This window comes from Streptomyces sp. NPDC014734 (assembly GCF_043083325.1).
In the GTDB taxonomy this organism is placed as follows: domain Bacteria; phylum Actinomycetota; class Actinomycetes; order Streptomycetales; family Streptomycetaceae; genus Streptomyces.
The window spans coordinates 48,602-73,017 of the sequence record NZ_JBIBYN010000036.1; the positions used below are offsets into that span (position 1 = coordinate 48,602).

The 24,416-nt window shown below is 68.5% G+C and carries 23 protein-coding genes and 1 riboswitch; of the genes, 10 read left to right on the forward strand and 13 right to left on the reverse strand.

From position 1 onward, the window contains the following. Window positions 1–894 precede the first annotated feature (894 nt). Window positions 895–2,052: a phosphoribosylaminoimidazolecarboxamide formyltransferase gene (locus ACF1CT_RS35260; RefSeq protein ID WP_391788098.1), complete on the reverse strand. Its 1,158-nt coding sequence runs from the start codon at window positions 2,050–2,052 to the stop codon at window positions 895–897. Window positions 2,053–2,086: 34 nt separating this feature from the next. Continuing rightward, window positions 2,087–2,171: riboswitch (ZMP/ZTP riboswitch) on the reverse strand. Between the two features lie 99 nt (window positions 2,172–2,270). Here ACF1CT_RS35260 and ACF1CT_RS35265 point away from each other — a divergent pair. Both ACF1CT_RS35265 and ACF1CT_RS35270 read left to right on the forward strand, forming a co-directional pair. Beyond that, window positions 2,271–2,624 carry an NUDIX domain-containing protein gene (locus tag ACF1CT_RS35265; RefSeq protein ID WP_391788123.1) on the forward strand — a complete coding sequence of 118 codons (354 nt, stop codon included), beginning with the start codon at window positions 2,271–2,273 and terminating at the stop codon, window positions 2,622–2,624. 14 nt (window positions 2,625–2,638) lie between these two features. Next, the gene (locus ACF1CT_RS35270; RefSeq protein WP_391788099.1) at window positions 2,639–3,148 is read left to right on the forward strand and encodes a hypothetical protein; all 510 of its coding nucleotides are present in this window, start codon (window positions 2,639–2,641) and stop codon (window positions 3,146–3,148) included. An 18-nt stretch (window positions 3,149–3,166) separates the two neighbouring features. Here ACF1CT_RS35270 and ACF1CT_RS35275 read toward each other — a convergent pair whose 3' ends face one another. From ACF1CT_RS35275 to ACF1CT_RS35290, 4 genes are all read right to left on the reverse strand, one after another. Then, on the reverse strand, window positions 3,167–3,679 hold the full coding sequence (locus ACF1CT_RS35275; RefSeq protein ID WP_391788100.1) for a hypothetical protein: 513 nt from the start codon (window positions 3,677–3,679) through the stop codon (window positions 3,167–3,169). A 160-nt stretch (window positions 3,680–3,839) separates the two neighbouring features. Then, complete coding sequence (locus tag ACF1CT_RS35280; protein WP_391788101.1) at window positions 3,840–5,333, reverse strand: helix-turn-helix domain-containing protein; 1,494 nt, start codon at window positions 5,331–5,333, stop codon at window positions 3,840–3,842. 503 nt (window positions 5,334–5,836) lie between these two features. Further along, window positions 5,837–6,244: a hypothetical protein gene (locus tag ACF1CT_RS35285; protein ID WP_391788102.1), complete on the reverse strand. Its 408-nt coding sequence runs from the start codon at window positions 6,242–6,244 to the stop codon at window positions 5,837–5,839. Between the two features lie 156 nt (window positions 6,245–6,400). Beyond that, the gene (locus ACF1CT_RS35290) at window positions 6,401–7,648 is read right to left on the reverse strand and encodes a helix-turn-helix domain-containing protein (protein ID WP_391788103.1); all 1,248 of its coding nucleotides are present in this window, start codon (window positions 7,646–7,648) and stop codon (window positions 6,401–6,403) included. A gap of 115 nt (window positions 7,649–7,763) precedes the next feature. Between ACF1CT_RS35290 and ACF1CT_RS35295 the strand changes: the two genes are divergently transcribed. Next, complete coding sequence (locus tag ACF1CT_RS35295; RefSeq protein ID WP_391788104.1) at window positions 7,764–8,318, forward strand: hypothetical protein; 555 nt, start codon at window positions 7,764–7,766, stop codon at window positions 8,316–8,318. Window positions 8,319–8,533: 215 nt separating this feature from the next. Here ACF1CT_RS35295 and ACF1CT_RS35300 read toward each other — a convergent pair whose 3' ends face one another. The 3 genes from ACF1CT_RS35300 to ACF1CT_RS35310 are packed head-to-tail and all read right to left on the reverse strand — an operon-like array spanning window position 8,534 to window position 10,111. Further along, complete coding sequence (locus ACF1CT_RS35300; protein WP_391788105.1) at window positions 8,534–8,707, reverse strand: hypothetical protein; 174 nt, start codon at window positions 8,705–8,707, stop codon at window positions 8,534–8,536. Between the two features lie 44 nt (window positions 8,708–8,751). Continuing rightward, window positions 8,752–9,501 carry a signal peptidase I gene (gene lepB / locus ACF1CT_RS35305; RefSeq protein ID WP_391788106.1) on the reverse strand — a complete coding sequence of 250 codons (750 nt, stop codon included), beginning with the start codon at window positions 9,499–9,501 and terminating at the stop codon, window positions 8,752–8,754. A gap of 10 nt (window positions 9,502–9,511) precedes the next feature. Beyond that, entirely contained in the window at window positions 9,512–10,111 is a 600-nt protein-coding gene (locus ACF1CT_RS35310; protein WP_391788107.1) for a hypothetical protein, read from the reverse strand. Window positions 10,112–10,333: 222 nt separating this feature from the next. On the opposite strand from ACF1CT_RS35310, the gene ACF1CT_RS35315 reads away from it, so the two are divergent. Both ACF1CT_RS35315 and ACF1CT_RS35320 read left to right on the forward strand, forming a co-directional pair. Further along, window positions 10,334–10,777 carry an NUDIX domain-containing protein gene (locus tag ACF1CT_RS35315; protein ID WP_391788108.1) on the forward strand — a complete coding sequence of 148 codons (444 nt, stop codon included), beginning with the start codon at window positions 10,334–10,336 and terminating at the stop codon, window positions 10,775–10,777. A 204-nt stretch (window positions 10,778–10,981) separates the two neighbouring features. Next, window positions 10,982–11,740, forward strand: coding sequence for a DUF6892 domain-containing protein (locus ACF1CT_RS35320; protein ID WP_391788109.1), 759 nt, complete (start codon window positions 10,982–10,984; stop codon window positions 11,738–11,740). Between the two features lie 152 nt (window positions 11,741–11,892). On the opposite strand, the gene ACF1CT_RS35325 is transcribed toward ACF1CT_RS35320, so the two are convergent. The 4 genes from ACF1CT_RS35325 to ACF1CT_RS35340 all read right to left on the reverse strand — a co-directional run bounded on the left by ACF1CT_RS35325 (window position 11,893) and on the right by ACF1CT_RS35340 (window position 16,397). Beyond that, the gene (locus ACF1CT_RS35325; protein WP_391788110.1) at window positions 11,893–12,825 is read right to left on the reverse strand and encodes a carbohydrate kinase; all 933 of its coding nucleotides are present in this window, start codon (window positions 12,823–12,825) and stop codon (window positions 11,893–11,895) included. A gap of 63 nt (window positions 12,826–12,888) precedes the next feature. Beyond that, window positions 12,889–13,059 (reverse strand): hypothetical protein, encoded by a 171-nt coding sequence (locus ACF1CT_RS35330; RefSeq protein ID WP_391788111.1) that lies wholly within the window; start codon window positions 13,057–13,059, stop codon window positions 12,889–12,891. A gap of 654 nt (window positions 13,060–13,713) precedes the next feature. Continuing rightward, the gene (locus ACF1CT_RS35335) at window positions 13,714–14,874 is read right to left on the reverse strand and encodes an amidohydrolase family protein (RefSeq protein WP_391788112.1); all 1,161 of its coding nucleotides are present in this window, start codon (window positions 14,872–14,874) and stop codon (window positions 13,714–13,716) included. After that, window positions 14,871–16,397 carry an MFS transporter gene (locus tag ACF1CT_RS35340; RefSeq protein ID WP_391788113.1) on the reverse strand — a complete coding sequence of 509 codons (1,527 nt, stop codon included), beginning with the start codon at window positions 16,395–16,397 and terminating at the stop codon, window positions 14,871–14,873. Before ACF1CT_RS35340 ends, ACF1CT_RS35335 begins: the two co-directional genes overlap by 4 nt. A 199-nt stretch (window positions 16,398–16,596) precedes the next feature. Here ACF1CT_RS35340 and ACF1CT_RS35345 point away from each other — a divergent pair, with 199 nt between their 5' ends. Further along, window positions 16,597–17,448, forward strand: a complete 852-nt coding sequence (locus ACF1CT_RS35345; RefSeq protein ID WP_391788114.1) for a MurR/RpiR family transcriptional regulator — start codon at window positions 16,597–16,599, stop codon at window positions 17,446–17,448. 522 nt (window positions 17,449–17,970) lie between these two features. Continuing rightward, a complete protein-coding gene (locus tag ACF1CT_RS35350; protein WP_391788115.1) occupies window positions 17,971–18,807 on the forward strand; it encodes a hypothetical protein in 837 nt (278 codons plus the stop codon). 307 nt (window positions 18,808–19,114) lie between these two features. Here ACF1CT_RS35350 and ACF1CT_RS35355 read toward each other — a convergent pair whose 3' ends face one another. After that, window positions 19,115–20,542 (reverse strand): erythromycin esterase family protein, encoded by a 1,428-nt coding sequence (locus tag ACF1CT_RS35355; RefSeq protein ID WP_391788116.1) that lies wholly within the window; start codon window positions 20,540–20,542, stop codon window positions 19,115–19,117. Window positions 20,543–21,799: 1,257 nt separating this feature from the next. On the opposite strand from ACF1CT_RS35355, the gene ACF1CT_RS35360 reads away from it, so the two are divergent. The 3 genes from ACF1CT_RS35360 (at window position 21,800) to ACF1CT_RS35370 (ending at window position 24,221) form a co-directional block, all read left to right on the forward strand. Next, window positions 21,800–22,255 carry a hypothetical protein gene (locus tag ACF1CT_RS35360; protein WP_391788117.1) on the forward strand — a complete coding sequence of 152 codons (456 nt, stop codon included), beginning with the start codon at window positions 21,800–21,802 and terminating at the stop codon, window positions 22,253–22,255. A gap of 53 nt (window positions 22,256–22,308) precedes the next feature. Further along, a complete protein-coding gene (locus ACF1CT_RS35365; protein ID WP_391788118.1) occupies window positions 22,309–22,740 on the forward strand; it encodes a hypothetical protein in 432 nt (143 codons plus the stop codon). Window positions 22,741–23,354: 614 nt separating this feature from the next. Further along, window positions 23,355–24,221 (forward strand): alpha/beta fold hydrolase, encoded by an 867-nt coding sequence (locus ACF1CT_RS35370; RefSeq protein WP_391788119.1) that lies wholly within the window; start codon window positions 23,355–23,357, stop codon window positions 24,219–24,221. Window positions 24,222–24,416 lie beyond the last annotated feature (195 nt).

Below are 24,416 nucleotides of genomic sequence, written 5' to 3' on the forward strand. Positions count from 1 at the left end.
GAAATACAGCACCGATTGCCTCCCGGACACGTCGCCCACGCCGTCCAGGCATGGGCTCTGGCGCTCCGTCCATGGCCCGACCACGGCCCCAACCACGGGCGGGGAACCACCCTCTGGCGGGACATGCACGCGCGGACACTGCTGCAGGGCGCGGCCTCGACTATGACTCGCAAGGCACGCCGTGAACTTCTCGGAGCGGTCGCTCCCCTGGACGACCGCTTCTTACGGCGAGCTGCTTGTCCTGGGAGCATGTGGCGCGGACCTGCTGGCCGTCGGTGGACCAAGTCGGAGGCGAAGACGGTGGGTACGGGTCACCGCTGACACACATGGCGAAGGCCCGCACGGATCCGCTCTTCGCCTGGACCATCCACGTGTCGGCGCTGTTGGGGTCGGGGGCGTTGGCACCCGCCGGCAGCTCCTGATCCGTCGCCTCCACGGCCGCCACGCCGTCCACCTCGACGACACCACAAGCGCTCTACTGCACGCATGGCTCCGCTACCGACACCTGAGCTGGCCACGCGCCGTCGCCCCCCCCACCTCCTCGTCACCCAGCAGACTGCCAGTACTACCGATCCCGTCTGCACGGACTGCATCTACAGGCGTTTCACCCCCGCCGATGTGATTCTGCGTGCCGTTCGCGCCGGCAGAATCCTGGACGAAGCCCGCGAGACCGAAGACCCGGTCCACCTCGTCCGCGTCTTCGGAATCTCTGTCACCACGGCCATGAAGTACATCCACACAGCTCACCCTCACCGCGGTGCCCCCATCCCTCGATGACAGGCAGCGCTCTGACCGGGATGGTTCACCGGGGTGCTGACACAGCCGACTTGTGGGTTTCCGGGTAAATGACCTTGAGGTCCCCACAGGGTGGAGTGGGGACCCCAACCCTGGTCCTCAGTGGTGGAAGAGCCTGAGTCCAGTGCGGGCGAGGGCGATCCGATGTTCTCGGCAGGCGTCCTCGACCTCAGCGGACCGGATTGATCCGCCCGGTTCGGCGATATAGGCGACGCCATGCCGGTGGGCGTGGTCAACGTTGTCTCGGAATGGCAACGCGCCGTCCGAGACGAATGCCACCTCCGCCAGGCCCGCGAGCCACTGCATGCGCTGCTCGTCCGTCAGCTCGGGTGCGGGTGCGGACAGGACTGCCGACAGGCGTGTGCTCTCGTCTGGAGTCAGGTCTCCCTCGATGAAGCGGATCTGCCAGTTGATCCGGTCCTGGCGCCGGGTGTCGGGTTTGAATGCGAGTGCACGGACAACCGGGTGGCGTCGCAGCCACCAGGTGTCGGCCTTCGCGCCGGCCAAGCGGGTGCAGTCCACCCGGGACTGCTGGCCGGCACCGATCCCCAGAGTCGCCCCACCACGCAGGTAGCACACGGAGTTGGACTGCGTGTAGCGCAGGACCGCCAGGCCCAGCAGGAGATCCTCGGCTGCCGTGGTCGGCAGCGTGCCGCACACGACGTTGTCCAGCAGCGCGGTGGACAACGTCACCTCGTCACGCTGCTGGGACAGTCGCAGACCGAACACCTCCCGTGTCTCGTACTGCGGGGGTGTGAACGCCTTGTCTACTTCCATGATCAGGAAGCGGCCGTTCTTCTTCTTGCCGAGCGTCGTGACAGTGCCGGGAGCGTAACCGGGGGCGATGACACCGTCGCAGACCACACGGGACAGCAGTTCGGCGAGCTCGGTGTCGACTGGGTGCGACACGGCGGCGAAGTCGCCGTAGGAGGACTTCGGATCGGCGTCGCGAGCGCGCAGATATGCGCTGGTGAGCGCGCTGACGCTGTCGCGGTCGATGCCGTAGAGCTCGGCGGTGACGTCATCGACGGGGCCGGCCACGGCCGCGCCCGCGGGCGAGACGTGCTTGAAGGAGGCAGCGGTCGGCCGGTTCAGGACCCGGCTCGCCTCCAGCACCAGCTGCCAACTGTTGAGTGCGTCCAACATGTTGATGTAGGACGGGTTGCCCTGCAACACCCGCACCGGCCACCGGCCGAGCTGCACGGGCCCGGTAGTCGCCGCCGCCTGCTGCGGGTTGATCCCATAGCGCAGATCCACGTCATAGCCTCCTGTGTCAGCGGGACATCACTGACGCAGGCGCCCAGGCGGTCGACGCTCACGCGGGAAATCGGCCGCTCCCCGGTGGTTTTCCACCTTCGCCAGTTGCGACCGGACACGATGCTACCCGCAGGAGCGCGTACGTGGTTTCGCCGGTCATGCCGCCGGCGGGCAGTGGGTAGCCGTGAACTCGCCCGTCCAGGACCCTTTACCGCCCACTGCAGCGCGGGTTCCCACGACTCAGCGACCAGAAATCAGCGAACCCGCCTTCTTCACCCGGAGGCCACGTCGACGTCGGCGAGACCAGTCTGGCTGCAGCCGTGCGCGAGCTGGAGGAAGAAGCCGGAATCACCGTCCCGGCCGCCGACGTGCAGCAGGTTGGTGCCTTCGACATCCCCGGCCGGGCTGCCCGCGCTGCCACGGCAAGGGCAGCTGGTGGACCGGCGGCGCCTTCCCCGAGATGGAGGCGTGCGGCTGCTGGTCCGACCGGCGCGAGATCCGCATCCGGCTCCTGCCCGTCCCGGCCTGGAACGGGCCGCCCTTCTGAACACCGCCGCCCCGAACCGAGATGAGGAGCACACCCAGCATGACCGATCGCCTCCGCGCCATCGAGGGCCTCGCCCTGGCCGCCGTCTTCGACGGAGTCCACAGCTTCGGGGACCAGTTCGTGCAGAACTCGCACGACGCTGCGACCAAGGACATGCACGGCACCCACCTGGTCTGCAAGAACGACGGCTCCCCGGTTGACGAAAGCCCGTGGCGGCACGGCAAGGAAGGCCGCACCTGTCCCGCCAGCGCGTACGGCCGCCGCTCGGTGGGCCGACACGTCGCCGGCTGCGGCACCGTTCAGCTCGCCTCCGCCATCGCCGTCACCCGCACCGTCGGCTACCGCGTCTCCGCGGCCGCGCTCCTCACCGGTGCCGCGATCGACGCGATCGCCCACGGAATCCTGGACAGGCGCGACCCGCTCCTGTGGCTCCCGGAGCACGTCGGTTCCAAGGGGTTCGCCGAGCTGCAGTCAACGTCACCCGCGCCCGCCTCGGATGCCTCACCCGCCAAGGCTTCCTCACCCAACCCGGACGAGGCCGCTACCTGAAACGGACTCAACGTCCACTCAGGAGAGGGTGTAGATGTGGCAGGTGGGTTCCTTGTTGCCTGAGTGGTAGGTGCAGTTGGCGGTCTGCGTGCTCTCGATCTTGGTCCAGGTGCCGCCGGAGACGGAGTGCGCGGAGCTGCCCCAGGTCGTGATGTAGCCGCCGCTGAAGGTGAAGGCGTCAACGTCGACGCCGCTCCAGTCGCCGCCAGCGGTTTTGCCGTTCTTCAGGGATTTGGGGCTGCCGCACGAGGTCTTCTTCGTGTCCACCTTGTTGCCGCCGCTCCAGTTCCACACAGTGCAGCTGGTGCCTTTGGCGCCCAGGCCCGTCGTGTACTTCATGGTCGACTTGCTGTTGTTGACAACCTTGCCGCAGATAAAGCCTAGGCGACACCCGCCCATCGGGCCGACCTCCCCTTCAGCGGAGACCGCGACGCTCTCCGACTGGCTCGGAAGCGAAGCGGCGGCAGAAGGGGCCAGCGTCAGAGAGCCGACCAGGACGGCCGGGAAGACGAACAGGGTTGTGATGGTCATGCTTCCCCCTAATGCTCCCTGCGGAGCATCCTTCGTGTGGGGGCCTTGTCTGACCCCCGTGGGTGGTCGTTCCGATTGCTCTCCTAAGACGTTAGAAGGCGGGACTTTCTTGGGCCAGCATGCACGGTGCTCAATGCTGGGTGCGGATTGTGCACGGTGCTCAGAAGGCCCGGGTGTTGGTGATGTGGAGTGCATGGACGATGTCGTGGATGCCGGTGCCGGCGGTGAGTAGATCGAGGCCCAGGACGGACTCGGCCGACCGCAGGTGTGTGCGGATCGTGTTGCGGCTGATGCCCAGGGCCCGGGCAGCGCGCTGGGCGTCGGTGTTGGCATCGATCCATGCCTGGAGAGTCTGGTGGTGCCGGGTCTGGAGGGGACGGAGAGTGGCCGCGGCCCAGGCAGCGGCGCGTTCGGTGGACAGGAGGTCGTCCAGAGTGGAGAGCGTTTGGTCGTAGTCGGGTTCGGGGGCGGGGCGGGAACTGGTGAGGACGAGGGCCAGATGGATGGCGGCACGGCAGCGGACGTCGGTGAGGTCCAGGCCGAGAGATGCTTCGACGCGTTTGAGGTGTGCGGTGACGGTGTTGCGGCTGACGCCGAGGAGCTTGGCCACGGCGGAGCGGGGCATGCTCATGGTCAGGCGGGTGATGTCGGTGCTGGTCTTCGTGGCTGTGTCCAGCGGCCGCAGGAGTGTGCGGGCCCATTCCTGGGCGGCCTGGCGGGGAAGGACGGCTTCCAGCGAAGTCCGGCCGTGGTAGGAGGCGACGCGGCCGGGTGCGGTGCGGGCGGCGGCAAGGGCGTGGGCCGCCTGGTTGTAGGCCTCGGCCGTCGCGTGAAGTGGATGGCCGCCGCTTACACCCATCGTGTAGCGCGGGTTGTCGCGTACCAGACGGTGCAGGATCTCAGCGTGACCACGCGACTTCCCGCCAGGGGCGCCCGGTTCCTCATCATCCGTAAAGAGACAGATGAGGTGGCCCTCGAAGACCGGGCACTGCACCATCAGACCTGAGCCGTGGTAGCCGGAAGGGTCCTGGTAGGTCCGCACGATCCTGTCGCGGTCTGCCGAGGGGCACCGCAGCAGGTAGAGCCGCAGCTGGTCGGCGTCCAACAGCGGCGGAATGGCGCCGGTGGTCATCCGCCGTGCCAGTATCGGTTCCCCCGACAAGAGTGCCGACAGCACCGCGAACCGTAACTGGTGTGTCCCGTGCTGGTAGTCGTGCCAGATGCGATCACTGCGCCCTGCTTGGCGCAGCAGCGTGAGGACGCTGCCGGTGTGCGAGATCAGCGCGATCGCATCCGGGGTCGGCTTCGAGGGACCGGCCACCACCAGGACCGGACGAGGCTCGTGCGGCCCGAGAGCCTCACATCGCACGTGCAGCGCACCGGATTGGGTCACGGCTGCAGCCAGCTGCCCGACGGACATGCGTACCAGCAGTGGAGCGAGCGGTTCCAGCACCTCGCGGGGAAAATCCGCGGTGGACGCCTCGACCGTGCCCGCGTCGCCGATGACCATCGCGGCGTGGACGCCGGTCTGCCGGCGCAGCCATTCGAGAACCTTCCGTACGTCGGGCCCGACCCCACGTGACGCCTGAAGCCTCACTTCCCCCAGCAGCCCTTCCAGAGCTTCAACCTGCCACTGCACTCCGGCATCTGTCACGGCTCACACCCTTCCGCCAAGGGCTGTCCCGCAATCCCTGGCGGGCGCGCGACGACAGCTACGGCACCTCGCGGCGTTGCCGGAACATCCGCATACATCCCGTATGCGGATGTCCCTCCGCCTTGCGATGCACCGCATCCGACGCCGCGCACTGTTCCACCGCGGATTACGGGACAGCCCTTGGACAGCCCGCTCTCTCCGGCTCGCCTTGCCCGGGGCACAGCCCACACATCGGCCATCCCTGCCACCCTGTGCTCACCGGCGCAAGAGTTCGCACAGCCATCGGTGAACGCTCCGGGCGCCGCTGTACCTCCGCGCTGTCCGACAGAGTCCGCGCATGGCGCCCTGTCCGGGCTGCGCGGGCTGGACCCGCTTGGCGATACCGTCTGCGGAGGGGTGGACTTGTCGAGCTTCGCCCCTCGCTTCGCCATGGTTCGCACCGTACTGAGCGCCGGTCAGTCCAGTCGGGACTTCGCGAGAACCAGCCAGGCGGGTGCCTGTGTTCAGCCACCACTTTGAGTCTTCACGAAGCCAAAGCCCGTCAGGGCTGGTGCGGTCAGCGCATGCGCGGGGCGTTGATCTGGGCCATGGGCCATGAACTCGCGGTTCGCGGCACGGGCGGCGACGAGGTTCTCGTCCCGTTCGGCGAGTGCGGCGCGGAGGTCGAGGATCTGCCGCTCCAACTCGGCGATCTGGCGGGTGAGTGTCTCGACATCGGCGGGGCGCCGAGGCCGGAGGCTTCCCCGAGCCGTCTGGCCCAGGACCTCGGACAGACGCCGTTCGAGCCGGGTGATGCACGCGGCCAGTCGCCCGCTGCGGGCCGTGAGGTTTACGACGTCGGCCAGCAGCGACTTGCGGCTGACCTGCGTTCCGCCGGTTGTGCCGGGCGGGGGCCGGCCCGCGCGGCCCATGAGAGCACGTCGGCGATCACCAGTTTCGCGGGCCGGTCGGGTTTCCTGCCGAGTTCCCAGCGGCACACCCCGTCCCGGCCTGTCTTCGGCAGGGCTGCCCCGTACCTGGTGGCCGAGCCAGCCGCCCCGCCGAACGACGCCGAGCACTGCAACCTCTCACGACGCAGGCGCGATCGTCCCGACACGCAGATACTTCGCGAACTTGATGTGGGTGAGGGGCGCGTAGGCGTCGCCGTTGGTGCCTGGCAGCTTCGATCCGTACTCGGACGTGAAGCTGAACTTCCCGGAGTTCTTGACGTTGAACGCGCCGTACTCCTGCAGTGCCTTCGCGATCATCCGCTCGTACGGCTTGAGCGAGGTGTCGGCGTCGATGTCGTACGCGCGGTCCAGCCAGATGCACTGCCCTTCGCGCCAGCGGCCTTGTTCCGGGCCATCGCTTCCAACCGCCGGGAAGACGAACTGGCCGTTGTTGTCTGGGGTGCCGAAGCTCAGGGCGTGATCGATGCGGCCGGCCTTCCAGTCCGCGCGGGTGATCATTCCGGCGAGGCGGGACAGGCCGCTGCCCGTGGCCTGTCCCTTGACGGAGACCGATGAGCCGCGGGTGTCGGACACGGCTCCCCATTCACAGCTCGGCCTGCCGTCCTGTACCTCGGCCCGCCAGCACTCCACCGACCGCCCGTCCGGTGTGATCACCACCGTCCATTGGCGTTCTGGTGGCGGTTCCTTCCACGATGCGTCCCAGGGAAAGCCGACGTCCTCGAAGGGGTTGGGCCCCCATTGCCCGACGTGCTTGCGCGGGGTGACTTCGTAGGTCGGGGTGCTTGAGGTGGCTCGGTACACCGGGGAGCCGGCCTTGCCTGTGTACAGCTCCACCCGGCCCAGGGCGAGCAGGTCGGCGACCATCTGCGCAGAGTCGGGCGCCAGGTGGGGACGCGGATGCCGCTGATTGAAGGCGTCATCGTTGGCGAAGAAGCGGGGAGAGCGGTCGGCAGCGTCCGACGGCGGCGGCTCGTACGCGAGCCGACTCACAAGAACCGCTACGGCGACCGCCAATGCGAACCCGGCGGTACCGGCGGCGGCAACGACCGGCCACCGCCGTCTCGGTGTCGGTGCCGTGCCGAGCCCGGCCTTCGCCGCTCGCCACCGTCGTTCCCATTCCGTGCGGTCGCCGTCGCAGGCTTCGGCGTAGGCCAAGGCGACTTCGAGGGGCGGCAGCTGTCTGCCCTTCGCGGCGTTGGACAGGGCACTGGGCGACTGGCCCGTACGCGCGGCCATCTGCCGGTACGTCGGCCCGCCCGCGGAGTTGCGGAGGGCCCGTAACTCGAAGGCGAACCGCTCTGCCGAATCCTCCACCGGATCGCCCGATGGGGGCTGTAATGCTGCGGCCACTTGTCCGTCCTCCAAGTCATGGCCTGTGGTCGTCCGCGTGTGACATGTAGTCAGTTTCCCTGAGTCTAGGAGGCGCGCAGATCTGGGGAAAAGGTCTCGCGCGGTGGCATACCGCAGAAGGATGGACTGCATGGATGAAGGATGGGCGGCCCTGGCCGGGGCCGGAGTAGGCGTCGTCGGCGCTCTGTGCACCTCGTGGCTGACGTATACGGCCGCTCGGCGGCAGGCGGGTGACCAGGGGGCGGTCGAACACGGTCGGGCGCTGCGGAGTGAGCGCCTGGAGGCGTACCTCGCATTCATGGAGGCGGCGGAGCCGGTCGACAGCGTGCTGCACCGAGTCGCTCACCAGGACGGTGTACTGGTCTCCGCCCGGGACGCCCCGCCTCCGACCGCTGTGTTGCGCGCGGCCGTCGAGGAGCTCGGTACTGCGGTAGACGCGCTCTACAGGGCACAGGCGCGGCTCGATCTGATGGGGCCGGAAGCCGTGGCCGCGGAGGCCGTGAACGTGTGGTCGGACGTGCGGTCCCTGCGGACGTGCCTCGAGAGGGTGCTCAACGGGATATGCGAAGGGGAGCTGTCGGATGATGGGGATCTCACCGGCCTTGAAGACGCAGTTGACGCGGTGGAAGTGAGCAGGGAGAAGTTCGCCCGGTGTGCTCGTGAGGTGATAGAGACGCCACCGTGAGGCCGCCAGAAGTCCGCCGTCAGATGACCTCGGGTGTTGGGAGCGACTGGTGGCCGGCCCAAAGGTCTCCAGCGCAGATGAGCCGACAGGGCTGGCATCGCTATATGCGCAAGGACCCGCGCTGAGGACTGGAATCCCTGCTGGCGACGGGGCGCACCGCGGCGCGCGCGAACCGGAACCAACATCCCGCTGGTCGACCGCGGTGTCCGCCTTGATCACGACGCCATGAAGATCTTCATCACCAGCGCCACCATCAGCGCCCCCACGACGATCAGCGGGAAATCGCGCGGGAGGGAACGCCTGCGGCGACGGGCCGCCCTGCGGGCGGGCGCGTCAGCGTTCGGCTCGACCGCGTGGTCTCGGCGCAGCCGGGCTGGCCGTGCCGGCACGACCGTGCGAGGAACCCGCGGCGAGCCGGTCTGCCGGCCGGCTTCTACCTCTGGTCCCCGTGACCATCCGTCCCCGCTATCGCGGCGAACGCCGCCGGCCGGTCCAGGCTGGTCCAGTGCCCGAACGGGTAGGCCACCCACTCCGCCCGTCCGATGACCCGGCGCTCGGGCACGAAGCCACCGCCAGGATCGCCCAGGTGGTCACGCGAATCGTGGGAGGCGCTGCGATGGTCCCCCATCACCCACAGCTTTCCATCCGGCACCACCACGTCGAAGGCCACGTTCGACGGTTCGTCACCTTCGGCCAGGTAGGAGGACTCGTCGATCGGCACGCCGTTGACAGTGATTCGCCCGCCCGGGCCGGTGCTGGTCACTCGGTCCCCGCCGACGCCTATGACGCGCATGAAGTAGATCGTGCCCCCGGCCGATGTCAGACCCAAGTCCCGCCCCAGCGAACGCAGTCCCTCCAAGACATCGGTCCGCTTGGCCGCCCCTCGCACAAAGTAGCCCCTCCCGTCGAAGACCACCACGTCCCCGCGTTGGGGGTGGCCGTCGAAGGCGTACGCCAGCTTGTTCACGATCAGGCGGTCGCCCGGTCGCAGAGTGTTCTCCATCGAGCTCGACGGCACCGCGAACGGGCGAGCCACGAAGGCGTTCACCGGCAGGATGATCACGACACAGACACCCACCAGCCGGAGCAGGCCGCGCAGGCGAGAACGAGTCTGCGGGCTCTCGGACGCGTCCGCCTTCTCCTCCGACCGTGCCTGGCCATTCGCCTTACCGAGCTCGCTCACATCCACCCTCCTAACGACCGATACCGAACGGCAGCGCCGCGCGCGGGGCGGCGCTCTCCTCGACCCGCTGCCGGACCTCGTCGTTGCCGGCACAGTGCGCCGGGCTGGTGACGGTGGTGGCGGTGGTGTCGGCACCCAGTGGCAGGCCCAGCACGGCGTCGGCGGCGTGGCTGGTGTCCTCGCCGGCCAGGCCGTCGCCACGGGTGATCAGCTGGTGCAGACGCCCGGCGCGGTGGCGTGCGGCCACCGTCAGGCCGTCCAGCTTCGGCTCCATACACCAGCTGGCCACAGGGCGGTCCGGACGGCGCTCCAGCCCGGCAGCCCAGGCGTCCAGCTCCTCGGCCGAGAAGACATTGTCCAGCGATGGCATCGGCACACTGTGCGGTACGTCGCCCACGACCGGCGCCGCCGACGGCCTTCCCCGGAGGGACTCCGGCAGCACCTCATCCAGGTGCGCCTCATCGTAGGCCGCGATCACCCGCACCAACACGTCGTACTCGTCATCCCCGAACGGCATGGCCCCGTCGGTGTAGTACGCGGCGGCTGCCTGCGCGGCAACGGCGCCGGCCTCAGCGGACGAGGACGGCAACGGAGCGGATGTATCGATCATGGGGACATCATCGCAGTCGGCACCGACAACGTACCCGCCCCCAGCGGCGGAGCTTGAGGGCGAGCACGCGTCTCTCCGGCGTTTCAGCCACTGACCTACGGCCGTACCGGCGCCGCTGCGGTTCCGAAGCCCCACCACCGGGCCGAGGCCGCCCCCGTCCAAAGAGGCCTCCGGTCCGGTGCCCGTGACGCGTTCGCCGACTCGGCTGCGAGAATCGCGTGCATGGAGCAACAAAGTGTGACGGGTACTGGACCGGGCCTCCGCCAGGAGGATCACCTGGTCGTCGTGGCCGCGGCTGTCGTAGAGCAGGGGCGGCTACTGGTCGTGAGCAAGAAGGCGGCACCCGATGTGTTCTACCTTCCGGGTGGGAAGCCTGATCCGGGTGAGACGCCGGCCGAGGCGCTGGCGCGGGAACTCGACGAGGAACTCGGGGTCCGCCCGGTCGAACCGCGGTTCCTGGCCGTCATCGAAGCCACGGCCGCGCTGGAGAAGGTGCCCATGCGGATGACGGTCTTCACAGCGGGAATCAGCGGATCTCCGCAGCCGGCGGCCGAACTGGCGGACATGCTGTGGATCAACGGCGACGAGCCGGATGTCCGGCTCGCTCCGGCAGTGAGGGACCAGGTCATACCGCTCCTCAAGCGCGGCGGCCTGCCGGCCGCGTGAGAACCGGATCGTATGGGGTCGGCGTAATGCCCGGGCCTGCCCATGCGGGCCGTGCGCGTGCCCCGGGCGCTCTCTGCGACGCTCCGGTGAGAGCGGATCGAAGGGATGCTGAGCGCCTTGGACCGTGTCCGCGGCGATCAGCTTCTTCTTCGGCATGCTGATGACTTCCCGGTGAGGCGGGTGCGGGAAGTTGGGGTCCCGTTTATGAGTGCCACCCGCCTTTCGCCGCTGTCCGTGCCCGACGTCCCCCTGCGCCTGGCGGTGCTGAGCGGGCTGCTGGAGTCCAAGGTCCTGCCGCCCTACGAACGCCCGGCGGACGGCGTCCACGAGTGCGATCCGGGGAACGACGACCGGGACTACGAGTACCGCGAGGAGGTGGCCGAGGACCTGCTCGCCCTCCCGGTCACGGCTGCGCAGCTGGCCGGGGTGCGATCCCTTTCCTGGCACACCTCGTCCACGGCGATATCCCTGATCTGGCGTTACTGGGACGGCGAGGGCGACGAGTTCGACGTGATGAGCCTGGAGGGCATCGCGGGCGCCCTGCCGAATCTGGAGGTGCTCCAACTGGAACTGTGCCAGGTCTCGGACCTCTCCCCGCTGGCCCGGTGCGGCCGGCTGCGCGAGCTGACCGTCGAGGGCGGGAACCTGGAAATCGGCCTCGGACCGCTTGCCGGGCTCGGCTCGCTGCGCCGCCTCACGCTGGAGTCGTGCCCGGTCGTGGATCTGCGGCCCCTGGCCGGGCTCGACCTGGAAGACATCTCGCTGGACGGGTGCCACGACGGCACGCTCACTCCCGTCGTCGACCTGGCGCCGTTGGAGGACATCGCCTCGCTGCAGAAGCTCACCTACTACCGCATGGCTTGGAGACGGGGCAGCCCGCATCCGGTTCTGACGGCCTTCGACAACGCCCGTGTCATCGCACGCCTGGAGGCACGCGGGGTCGAACTCGGCTTCGAGCGGTGAGGACGCGACGCCGTGCGGGCAGCCGACGGCGCCGACGAGACGACGGCTCGGTCGAGCGGCGGCATCACCGTCGAGCCGGATGCCCACGGCCTCGGGCGTTCGCGCGGCGGCCTGATCACCGAGCTCTGTGTCTTCGGCTTCTGGGGCCGGTGTCAAGCGGGTCCGCAGGCCGTCGGGGACGGGAGCTCGTGTGCGCGGGGCGGTTCGGCTCCCGCCCGGGAGCAGGTGATCGCGGCGGCTCGGGCGGCGAAGCCCAGCACCTGCCGCCAGGTGTCGGCGGACAGTCCGGCGAGGGCGTCGGCGGACAGCAGGTCCCGTTCGGACAGTGCGTGCAGGAGCGCCGCGTTGACGGTGTCGCCCGCACCGATGGTGTCGACGATCCGGACGGGCTCGCCCGGCACCGAGGGCACGTCACCGCTGCCCGTGTGGACTGTCAGGCCGTCCCCTCCCCGCGTGACTACGACGGCGGAGGGGCCGGCGGCCATCCAGCCGGAGATGTCGTATCCGAGCCAGTGCGCGTCCTCGTCGCTGAGTTTGAGGAGCGAGACGAACGGCAGCAGACGGTGGAAGCGGGCTCGGTGGGCCTCTGGGTCCGGGATGAGGCCGGGGCGGATGTTGGGGTCGAGGGCGATGAACCGCCCGAGCCGTGCCTCGCGGCGCAGCAGCCGCTCATAGGTGCTCGCCCCGGGCTCCAGGACGAGTGAGCAGGTGCCGAACGAGACCGCCCGTGTCTGTGCGGGCAGCGGCCCGGGCAGGGCGAAGAGACGGTCGGCAGTGCCCTGGCAGTAGAAGGTGTACGCGGCCGAGCCGTCTCCGTCGACGGAGGCGACAGCCAGTGTGGTGGGTTCCGGGCCCCGCTGCACCAGGTCGAGGTCCACCTTCTCCTCGCGCAGCCGGTCGACCAGCGAGGTGCCGAAGGCATCCGTCGAGATGCGTGAGCAGAAGGCGGTGGTGGAGCCGAGACGGGCCAGCGCGACGGCGGTGTTGTACGGCCCGCCGCCGCGGGCGGGCAGCAGCGGTGCCAGGGAGTTCCCGACGGTTCCGGGTACCAGGTCGATCAGTGCCTCACCGGCGACGACGATCATTGCGGAATTCTTTCACGGGTATGCCCGGCCGGGTGGGTTCGGGTTGGCGGCGCGACGGCCCTCTCAGGCTGCCGCCAGGGTGATGAGCACCTTCACGTGCTCCGGACGCAGCGAGGTGACGAAGGCCCTGCCCGCCTCTTCCAGAGGGAAGGTTGCGGTGACGATCGTCTCGGCGTCGACGGCACCGCAGGTGATCAGGTCGATCGAGGTCCGGTAGCCGTCCGCGGTGTACATGAGGGTGCCCTCGATCCGGATCTCGCGGTCCTGGACGAGGTCCAGCCGGATCGGGGTGATGCCGGGGGCTCCGGCGCCGACGACGATCTGGCCTTGAGGGTGGCGAGTGGTTCGACGAGGGCCGCCTGGATGTCCGACATCTTCTCGGGCACGCGGTGGACACGGTCGGCGGGGATGGTGAAGAGGTCGGCCATGCCGCCGGGGGTCTGGCAGCCGAACACCTTCGGCTCACGGCAGATGTCGCAGCAGCCGGAGCGGCACTGGACGCACCGGCCGCATAACTTCCGACGCCGCCGGGGAGCCCCGCGCAGCCGTTCTGCCGGATCAGCAGTCCGGCGAGGCCCGTGGCGGCGCCGTGTCCGGTACATGATCGGATCAGGCCGACAGCCTCCACCACCCGTTCGTCCCGTGCCAGCAGCCGGGCGAGCGCGGTATCCCGCTCAGCGGGCTCAGGTTCGGGCACCGCTCGAACTCCGCGACGGCTCAGCGGCAACGCCCCGACTATCAGTGACCGCGGACTTCACGGCGGCTCGGCCAGGGGCGACTTGCCGAGCCCGCACGGCGAGACCGCCCGGGTTCACCGGGGGGGGCGGGACTGCTCGCCGTGCGGCCGGCCGGTGCGGGGGCGGCCCTCGACGCTCCGGAGCCTGCGGCTCAGATGTCGCGGTGAACGACAGCGCCGCCCTGCAGGATGAGCTTGAGGTGTCGGGACGGATCGGCCAGGACTCCCACGTCCTCAAGTGGGTTGCCGTCGACCAGCAGCAGGTCGGCCCGCGCGCCCGGTACGATCTCCCCCACCTTCCCGGTGAGACCGCAGAGTTCCGCTCCGGCGACGGTGGCGGCCCGCACGATGTCGGCCGGCTGCTGCACCTTGGCCCGCAGAGTGAACTCGGTGAGCTGCTGGTCGTGGTGCCGACCGTGGAGATCCGTTCCGTAGGCAATACGAATTCCCGCCTTGTCAGCAAGTGCCAGAGCCTGTAGTCCTGCTTCGGTCACCTCCTGGACTTTGCGACGCGCGTCCTTTGACAGGCCGTCGGATGCGGCGAGGGCGAAGTAGGTGGCCAGAGTGGGCACGTAGTACGCATCGTGCTGCCGGAAGAGGTCGATGCTGGACTCGTCGATCAGGTTGCCGTGCTCGATGGTGCGCACGCCACATTCCAGGGCCCGGTTGACGGCGGCTGCTGTGTATGCGTGGCCTGCGACGTAGCGGCCGGCCAGCGCCGCTTCGTCCACGGCGGCCGATATCTCCGCTACGGAGTAGGCCAAGGAGTCGATCTTCATGGAGGAGATGACTCCGCCGCTCAAGGTGAGTTTCACGTGGTGCGCGCCGACGGCCGTCTGTTCTCGGATCGCGCGGCGCAGTTCGGTCTCGCCGTCGCAGATCCGGGTCAGCGCGTGACCGCCGGTGGGCGCGATGATCGGGCCTCCGAACAGCACCCGTGGGCCGGGGAAGAGCCCTTCCTCGACGGCCCGTGCGACACCGTGGTCGGCGCCGCCCAGGTCTCTGACGGTGGTGAATCCGCGCAGCAGCATCTGATGCAGGACCTGTGCCGTGCGCGCGGCCCTGTAGTAGGGGGAGGCCGCGGTGATTTCCGTGAAGTCCCCGGAGAACTGGGTGGCGTGGACGTGTGAGTCGATCAGCCCGGGCATCAGGACCCGGCCCCGGGCGTTGATCACTTCGGTGTGCGGTGGGCAAGCCACCGAGTCGGTGATCTCTTCGATGAGGCCGCCCCGTACCAGGACCGACAGACGCGGTGTCACTGTTCCCCGCCGGGCGTCGAGAACGGTGGCATTGGTGATGAGGAGAGGGGTCACGGGGTCGGTTCCTTGTCGTGGGGGGTCGTGTCGGGGGTGCGGGCGGCCGGGTCGCGCCGGGTCGCTTCGGGTTCCGTCCGGCCCGCGGGTTCCGGGCCGGGGCGGTCCGGTGCCTGCGGCTGTTCCAGGTCTTCCAGGGTTCGACCGCGTGTGCTGACGCCGAGGAAGAGCACGGTGACGGCGCCTGCGGCCAGCACGAACATGATCATGGTGAATACGCCGCCGAAGCCGAGTCCGGTGTGGAGGACGCCGATGATGATCGGGGCGGCGATACCGCCGATGCGGCCGAACGCCGAAGCCGTCCCGCTGCCGGTGACCCGGATTGCGGTCGGATAGATCTCGGAGGTGTAGGCGTAGAGCACCGCGTAGACACCGTTCATGAAGAACGAGAGCAGGATGCCGCAGGTCAGGACCGCGCCGTCCCCGGCCGCCTGGGACAGCAGCCAGGCCGCGACCGCGGCACCGGCCAGGTAGGCGGCGATGGTGCGGGTGCGGTCCAGTCGTTCTCCGAGGAAAGACGCGGAGTAGTAGCCGGGCATCTGGGCGAGGACCATCAGCAGGGTGAAGGTGAAGCTCTTGGTCATCGTCATGCCCTGCGCGACGAGCAGGGACGGGATCCAGGTGAAGAAGCCGTAGTAGGAGAAGGTGACGCTGATCCACATCAGCCACACCACCGCGGTGCGCCGTGCCATGCCTCCGCGCCAGAGCCGGACGAATCCCTGGAACCAGCTGTCCTTGGCGGGCACGGCCGGCGGGGCGGCGGGCGAGGCAGCAGGGTCCGCTTCCTCGGCGGTCGGCAGTGGCTTTCCGGTGGCCCGGACGGCCTCCGTCTCCAGCGCGGAGATGACGTGCTCGGCCTCGGCGAGCCGTCCTTGCTGGATCAGCCAGCGCGGGGACTCCGGAAGCGTGCGCCGCCACCACAGCAGCATCAATACCGGTGCCGCTGTGACCAGTTGGGCGATTCGCCAGCCGTGGTCGACCCCGGAGACCAGGGATACGCCCAGCAGCGCGGCGGCCAAGTAGCCCAGGGAGAAGAATCCGGAGACGGAGCCCACGAAGACCCCCCGTACCCGGCCGGGCACGAATTCCGCCACGTAGGCGGGGATGACCGCGGCTTCGGCACCCACGCCGATCCCGGCAACGATCCGGGCGACGAAGAAGAACTCCCAGCTCGGTGCGAACGCGGCCACGGCGGTGGCGGTGCTGTAGAGCGCCAGGGCATACATCATGAGACGCCGGCGGCCGAAGCGGTCCGCGACCAGTCCGGCGCCCAGCGCGCCGATCATCACGCCGATCAGCAGGGAGCTGCCGAGCAGTCCGGTCTGCCAGCCCTCCAGATGCCACAGCGGAGTGACCGACGGCAGAAGGTAGGAAACCAGCGAGCCGTCCATGCCGTCGAAGGCGATGCCCAGGCCGCCCATGGCGGCCAGCCGGTAGTGCGGCCTGGAGACAGGGATGCGTTCGATGCGGGCGAGCAGGTCGGCGGAGCGGGGTGGGGCGGAGGCGGGGACGCGGTTGGGCATGGGTGACTCCTAGGTCCCTTCGCGGACGCGCGACGGACGGTGCGGGCAAGAGGTGTTCGAGCTGCGGCGGCAAGACGTGGCGCCGTGCCGCGAGGAGACGTGGGGCGGCGCTCGACCGAAGCATAGGTGCACTTCTTCATGCATTCAATGCCTTGCGCACACGACCGTGCATGCACCTCTCTATTGTCAGAATGGCGGCATGACCGAACGAATCAGCACAGTCGAAGGGTGGCTCACGGAGCTCACCGCACACGTGCAGGTGGGGCCGAAAGCGGTGCGCGTCCAGACGGTTCTGGCGGCGCAACCGGCATTCTGTTCATACGCCACGGCAGCCGAGGTGGCCGAACGCGCTGAGGTCAACGGCGCCACGGTGGTGCGCTTCGCCCAGAGTCTGGGGTATCCCGGCTGGCCCCAGTTCCAGGCGGTGCTGAGGGAAACCCACCTCGCCCATCGATTCGATCCAGTGGGCCCGTCAGGTCTCGGCGGCAGCCTGCTCGCCGATGCCTTGGCCAAGGACCGGCAGAACCTCACCACCCTTGAGCACACTCTCGACATGGAAACGGTGAACGAATTGGTGAGGACGGTCCGTTCGGCCCGTCGCACACTGGTAGTGGGTGCCGGAACCCACGGGGCTCCCGCCGCCGCACTCGCCGACATCGCCGCGAGCCGGGGGCTGCCGATCGTGTACGAGGACCGCGGTGGCGGCCCCCACCTGGCCATGGCGCTGGCAGGACTCGGCCCGGAGGACTGCGTGATCGGCTGGAGCTTCTGGCAGCACTACCGGCAGACCGTCGATGCCCTGCGTATCGCGCGGCGGTCAGGCGTCCCCACCTTCGCCGTCACCGACACCGGCCAGTCCCCCGCGGCCGAACACGCCGACCATGTCCTGCTGGTGCCGACCGAAGGGGTGGGAGGACTGCAGTCGATGGCGACAGCATTGAGCCTGGCCCAGGGCATCGCGGCGGAGCTGGCAGCCCATGAACCCGAAGCCAGCCGGACGGCCGCGGGCCGCGTGGACGGCGTGTGGCAGGAACTCTGCCTGTTCACATAGATCTGACCGACCGGGATCTCACCCGGTTCTTCCCGGGTCGGCCCGATTGCGCTGTGGGCAGGAGAGGAAGGGCTGTGCTTCCGCCTGGCCGGTCGTGCCCGTCTGCCGCATTCCGCGTCGGCAGACGTCCATGCCCGACATGTTGAGGCGAAGCCGGGCGGTTCGGCAAGGTCCCAGTAGGTCCCCGTAGAGCTCGTCGCAAGCAGAGAGGTGATCGCACGGCAGACCGGACCCGCAGCACGCCTTCCACCGAGCCCGGGCAGTAGCCGCCGGCTCCGGCAGACCGAGCCGCTCGAAGTCGTAGCCCACGAGGTCCTGCCGCTCCGAGCCCACTCACACTCCGCGCAGGATGCCACGACAGCACGCGGTGACAGAGGAGAATTCCCGGCCGGGACGGCACGGACGACCAAACGTGGTGCGCGGCGACGGTCCTCCGCTCACGGTACGCAGCTGCACGGCTGCCGAGGCCGTGTCACGTGGACTGGGTATGTTGGCGGCACCGACCGACTCGGGAGAGCCCTGATGCCCAACCGCCGCAGAGTACTGTTCGTGACCGACCTCGCCTACCGGGCCCAAGGACGTCACTACTGCCAGGAGGACATCTTCCTGTCCTCCTGGCTGCGGAGAGACTTCGACATCGCCCTGTGCCACCCGCTGGACGCCACTGCGCTCATGGACTCCTTCGACGTGGTGGTGGTCCGCAACAGCGGGCCCGTGCTGCACTACCAGAGGGAGTACGAGGCGTTTCGGGAGCGGGCCACAGCCCGCGGAATCCGGGTCTACAACCCGTTGTCCGGCAGGGGCGACATGGCCGGCAAGCAGTACCTGTTGGACCTGACCGCCGCCGGATACCCGGTCATCCCCACCATCGACCACCCGGGCGACCTGAGCGGACTGCCCGAGGCCGACGAGTACGCGGTCAAGCCCAAGGCGGGTGCGGACTCCATCGGCCTGACCTTCATATCTCGAAATCAGCTGAACGATGTTGCGTACGGTGACGTCCTGGTCCAGCCACGTATCGAGTTCCGCTACGAGGTCTCCTTCTACTACATCGACGATTCCTTTCAGTACGCCCTTCATGCCCCCGATCCCGAGCGGCGTTGGGACCTCAAGCCCTATGAACCCTCCGAGGCCGACCTCGAATTCTCCCGGCGCTTCATCGACTGGAACACCCTCGATCACGGCATCCAGCGCGTGGACGCCTGCCGCACCCAGGAAGGCGGGCTGCTCCTCATCGAGTTGGAGGACCTCAACCCGTATCTCTCCCTGGACCTGGTTCCCGACCGGATCCGCTCCTCCTTCATCACGAGCATGACGGCATCCCTCCAACGGTTTCTGGATGCTCGGCCCCGCACTTGACCTCGACTCCCTCAGCGCGGTGAGCCGTTGAGCCGGTCGGCTGGTTGCTTGAGGGTGTCGTCACCCCATGCGAGGGCCGGGTACTCGCGTGTCACTGCGGTCCGCCACGCCGTGCCCACGGGCCATCGGCCATCGGCCATCGGCCATCGGAAGGATGCCTTGCTCTCCGCAGCGGACACGACTTCGAGACTCGCATCCTGGCGGATCAGCGCCGCCCTCCTGCTCTCGGGACACACGGGTGAGGCGGACCGTCCGCGACGTTCGCAGCACGGTCCGCCTTGTCCGTGGCCCTTGCTCAGCTCGCCGCCTACCGCGGTAGGTCGGCGCTCAGGGTGGTGTCCGGGACGCAGATGATTCCGTCGAACGCCTCCAGGACGGGTATCTCGATGAACGCGGTGTCCACCCGGGTGCGAACCGGCTCCGGCAAGGCGTGACGTCGCGCGTACTCGCGCAGCGCCCGCGCGTTCACCAGGGCCGGTTGCCCGGACACGCCCGCGAACAGCGCCTCGACACTGTCCGGCAACGCTTCGGGGGTGGCGGCCCGTCCCCAGCGCATCCCGAGCGGATGGCCCTGGTCGGGCACGTTTTCCACCGTCTCACCGCCGTTTCCGGTCAGCGCGAGGGAAACGTAGTTCTCGCCGAGCGCCCGGGAGAGCAGGTTTCCCATGGTCGTCACCGCCAGTGCGCCCTGGGCCTGGTTGGCCGAACGCTGGATGTGGGCGTTGTGGCCGACGAGTACGACGCGAGTGCCGGGCTTGGCCCGGTCCAGGAACTCCAGCAGAGTGTCGGCCAGATAGCGTTCCCGGGCCGCCAGGTTCGGACCGTCGGGTGTGCCCGCGAACGCCTCGGCCATGGCCCGCTGCATCCGGTCGGTCGTCACCGCCGCACGCACATCCGACAACGAGGTCGCGTACGCCTCGGCGCCGCCTCTCTCGGTATAGATCTCACGCAGGTCGGTGAAGCGGCCGAGCAGCCGTGCGAGCGCGGTGGTGAGGCGGTCCTGCACCGCCCCGTCCAGGCCGAGCCTGGCGTAAGTCGGCACCATGACCGTCCCGCCCGCGATCGGCTCGGAAATCTCCAGCGCGGTATTCAGGAAAGGCAACGCGCCCGGGTCCACGGTGGTCAGGTAGGCGGCGACCGGCTCCAGAACGGGCCGGAGCGAGCCGCCTGCCATGGGAATGTCGCAGCCGACGAAACGAATCGGCTGCGAGGTGCCGGAGTTGTGGAGGCGCAGCCACCGCAGGGTGTTCCTGCACTCGACGGGCTGCCCCAGACTCTTGACGGACGCAGCATCGGCGTCACTGCGCCGAGTGCCGCTGCCCGCCGGGGCGAGGAGGTCGTCGATGTCCCCCGGCCCGCCCTGGACCCAAGCGTCCACGGCGCGGCCCTCCGCGGCTCCGTACTCCATGGCGTAGACGGTGAAGCCCAACTGCTCGATGAGGAAACGCAGTATGCGGTGGCGCATCAGGGCGAACTCGCGGATCTGGTGGGAGCTCTCGCCGAGGGCGACCACGCGCGCGTCACCGACGAGGTCGCTCAGCGGCTCCAAGTCGTGGAGAGAGGCTCCCGGGTCTGCTCCGGGGCCCAGGCCGGCCAGCCGGGAGGAGTGAGAAGTGACCCACTGCGTCAGTTCGACGGGGGCGGCCGCGAGGGCTGGTTCGGCCGCAGGATGGAGTTCGCGAAGATCGCCGACGTGCGCGTGGGTGTTGTGGGCGTGGTGGTTCTGATCGTTCATGAAATGTGCTCCGCGGTGTGAGTCTTCGTCGGAGCCGGGCAGCGCTGAGCACCGCACCGGCGTGATACCGGAATGCGGCGAAGCTGTCGGAATGCTGGTCGCAGCTTGCCGCCGAGGACTGTCCCGCAATCCGTGGTGGACCGACGCGCGGCATCGGATGTGGCGCATCGCAGGGCGGAGGAACATCGGCATGCTGGACGCATGCGTATGTTCCGACAACGCCACGGGACGCCGTAGCTGTCGTCGTGCGCCCGCCGGGGATTGTCGGGAAAGCCCTCAGGCGGCGTTGCGGGGCTTGAGGAACCAGCCAGGACCAGTGCACAGGAACATGTCGGGACCTTATCAAGGGCGGTTCCGGCACGCCTCACAGTTTTCCGGCACGCCTCACAGTTTTCCGGCGCGCAGCCGCGCTTTCCCGGTACGGCCCCATTCATACGGAGACGTCGAAGCAGTGGGGGCGGATCGACTCGCACCGTCTGGTGCCCGCTGCGCACCGGCTGGCGATGACCGCGACGCCGAGGGCCGAAAGGGCGGGCCGGCTTCGAAACCATGAGCCTGGGCACCTTGCTCCAACGCCGCCCGGACCATCCCGGCCTGGGTGTTGTCCAGCTTGGGCGGGCGTCCGGTGGCTGCCCGTCGCCGCAGGGCCGCAACACCGTCTTGCTCCCACATCCGCCGCCAACGCCGCGCACTCTCGGCACACACCCCACCGCCCTCGCGATCTCCGCGTTCGAGACGCCGTCCTCGAACAACTCAACTGCCGAACACGACGTGCCTCCGCCAACTGAGGCCGCGACAAAGGAGGAAGGGAGGGTCCGGCAGTCAAAGGGGAAGGCTGATAAGCCACCCCGACAGCCTCCCACCCTCACGGCCACCACACCCACCGAACTTACGAGGAGATCAGTAGCCGGGCTTTCATGAGGTGGTCTGCCCGATGCTTGATCAAAAACGCGAGAAGTGCCCCTTGCCTGGAGCGACAGGACTTGTCGAGAGTCCAGATCGTTCCGTGGAAAGAAGTACTTCCCAGGTGAAGAAGCGTATCGGGTCGTACTCGCGTGTCCGCGTTGGAGACGGCGGTCGTGGAGTGGTCTCGCAGACGCATTCAAGACTGGGTGGAAACCCTCCACGCCGGGGCGCACGCCGTAATGCACCGGAACCCCGAATGCGCCCTGTACCGCGAAAACGCTCCGCTGCTATCGTGCGTGGAGCCGGACGTAGGGCTACGGGTAGCTTCGGGGTAAGGGCAGTGAATTGAGGATGAACGGGCTCACCGGTAAGTGGATCACCGTCATCGCCACAGCCTTGAGCGCGTCGGCGACGGTGCTTTCGGGGCCGGCCTTGGCCGCTTCACAGTTTCCGTCCGCGAACAAGGACGGAATTCGTTTGGATTGGAGCGCGGACTGGGAGAGCGCGCACCGCCTTGAGAACATCACTCTGCAACTGTGCGACGCGACCCCGGGGGACAAGAGCCGGGCAACAGTCCAGCTCCAGGCGTACGTCACCCGGGGCGGTGCCGCGAGGATCGAGACCGCGCCGACCGTGTTCCAGGTGCCAATCGGTGACAAGGCGTGCATGGAGTGGCGGAGGGTCTTCCTTACCTACTCCCAGGATCAAGACCGGCTGGCCTATGCGCGCGCCCAGATCTACACCTCCGAAAAGCCGAAAGAGAAATTCTGGACCAAGTGGGTCAAGAATCCGTTCCTGGGAGGTTAGAAGAAATCACTGATCGACTGGCCCATCAACGGAGCAGGTAACAGGGTCAAGGGATGCAGATGCAATTCCGCAAGTTGGCTATGGTGGCCGCGGGCATCATGGGTACGGCCGTCATGTCGGCAGCACCCTCACAGGCCACACCTCGCAGCCCGTCTTCACAGCAGGCTCTGGCCTGCCAGATCGAGGCTTTCGGACACATGCTTCCTGTGGTGTGCGGAAGCAAACCGCTGAATGCCGACTGGAACAAGGACGGCAGCAGGGACGAAGTTTTCTTCATCAGCCCGCCGAATTCCTATGTGTACCGCATTTCGCGCGCCAGTAATGGTCCTGTCCGGGTCAGCAACGGGGTGGCCCACGCCATGGACACCTACGAGATCCGCCCCAGCGGCCTGCACCGGGTGTACGCGGTCACCGCGGGAAGCACGAGGATCTACTCTCAGCTGGAGGGCGGCAGCTGGACCCGCTGGGAAAAGTATGTGCCCTGACGACCTTGGGGGCGGTTGAGGCCGGGACGTGTTGGCCTGGCGGTTCGGCTGATGGTTGATCAGCAGGCGGTGCGCCGGGCGAGTACTAGTCTTTCGGCGGATGGTCCTGCGGGCGGAGCGGTCGGAGACCGGGGCAGCAGTCGCGAGACGCGTCTCGGCGTAGGCGAACAGGTTCTCCCGTGTGCGCAGCCGCGGTCCGGGATGGTCGGGCACCACGAAGCCGCGGGCGGCCGGCAGTCGTCGGACTTCGCGAATCGCTCCGGAGACGGTGGAGCGGTCCACCCCGTACAGCTGGGCCGGCACCGCGTGCGAGAAGGCTCAGCCGCAGATGCACCGGCGTGACCAGAAGCCAGTCGGTGAACACCAGGCGCTGCCGGGGCCCGGCCCCGGCGGCCCGCCGCCGCTCTCCACCGCGCCGTTCACGCAGCGCCGAGGCCCGGGCCGCTTCCCGCTTCGGGGCGAGCTCTTCGAGCAACTCGCCCCGAAGTGTGCGTGAGAACCCGGACAGGACAGGAGGGGAACAGGCCGCACGGGCCCGAGTAGGCGTCGCAGCTCAGCCGACCCGTGTGGTCGTTCCCACGCCACGGCCTGGGGCGAGGCAAGATACTCGACCGATGGACTCGATCTACCGCAGCACAACGGGCAGGGAGCTCGTCCGGCGCTGGTGCTTCGACCAGCTCGACGCATGGGCGGTACCGCACAAACGGAAGACGGTGACCGCCAACGGCACACAGACTCACGTGGTCGTCGCCGGAGACGGCGCTACGACCGTCGTGTTCGTCCCGGGCACCAACTTCAACGCCGCCGCATCCCTACCGCTGGCCACGTCCCTCGTCGCCACCGCCTGCCGGGTCCTGCTGGTCGACGTCCCCGGTCAGCCCGGTCTCAGCTCCGGCGAACGCGTACTCTCCGGCGGCCGGTTGTCCTGGTACGGGGCATGGCTGAGCGAGGTGATCGAGAAGATCTCGTCCGAGCCGGTAGTGGTGATGGGCCACTCCTTCGGTGCCGCCATAGCCCTGTCCACCGACTCACCCAGGATCAGCCGGCTTGTCCTGGTCTCGCCCGGCGGACTGACCGGGCTCAGGCTGACCCCGGCAGTGCTGGCCGCCTCGGCAGCCTGGTTCCTGCGGCCCGCACCGGCGCACAGCGCCCGGCTCTTGCGCACCATGCTCGCCCCCGGCCACCAACCCCGCGAGGACCTGGTGACCTGGATGACGTTGGTTGCCCGGAACTCGCGCTCCAGTGGGGCGCCCGGCGCCGCGGTCCTGCCCGCGCGGTCGATCCCCCGGCTTGTCGTCACCGGCGAGCACGACGTCTTCCTACCGCCCAGGCGGCTCGTCGCGGCAGTGCACAACACACTCGGCGCCCAGTTGGGTGTTGTCTCCGACGCCGGACACCTCGTGGTCGAAGAACGCCCCGAATACCTGTCCACCTTGCTGGAGAGCCCGAGCCAGCCCGCCTCCGACACACCTGCGGGGTAGCCGCCCCAGTGCCGCAGCTATCGAGAACGCACCGGTCGCCGCGACGACAGTCCAGGACCTGCCTCACTCGGAAGCAGGCCCCCTGTCGCTCCCCAGGCCGTAAAGGGTGTTGCAGAAGGCCGTGATCTGGGCATCTCCGTTGTATGGATGGGGTGTTGAGGGCTGAACGTGTGTGGGTGGAGTCGTTCACGGGGC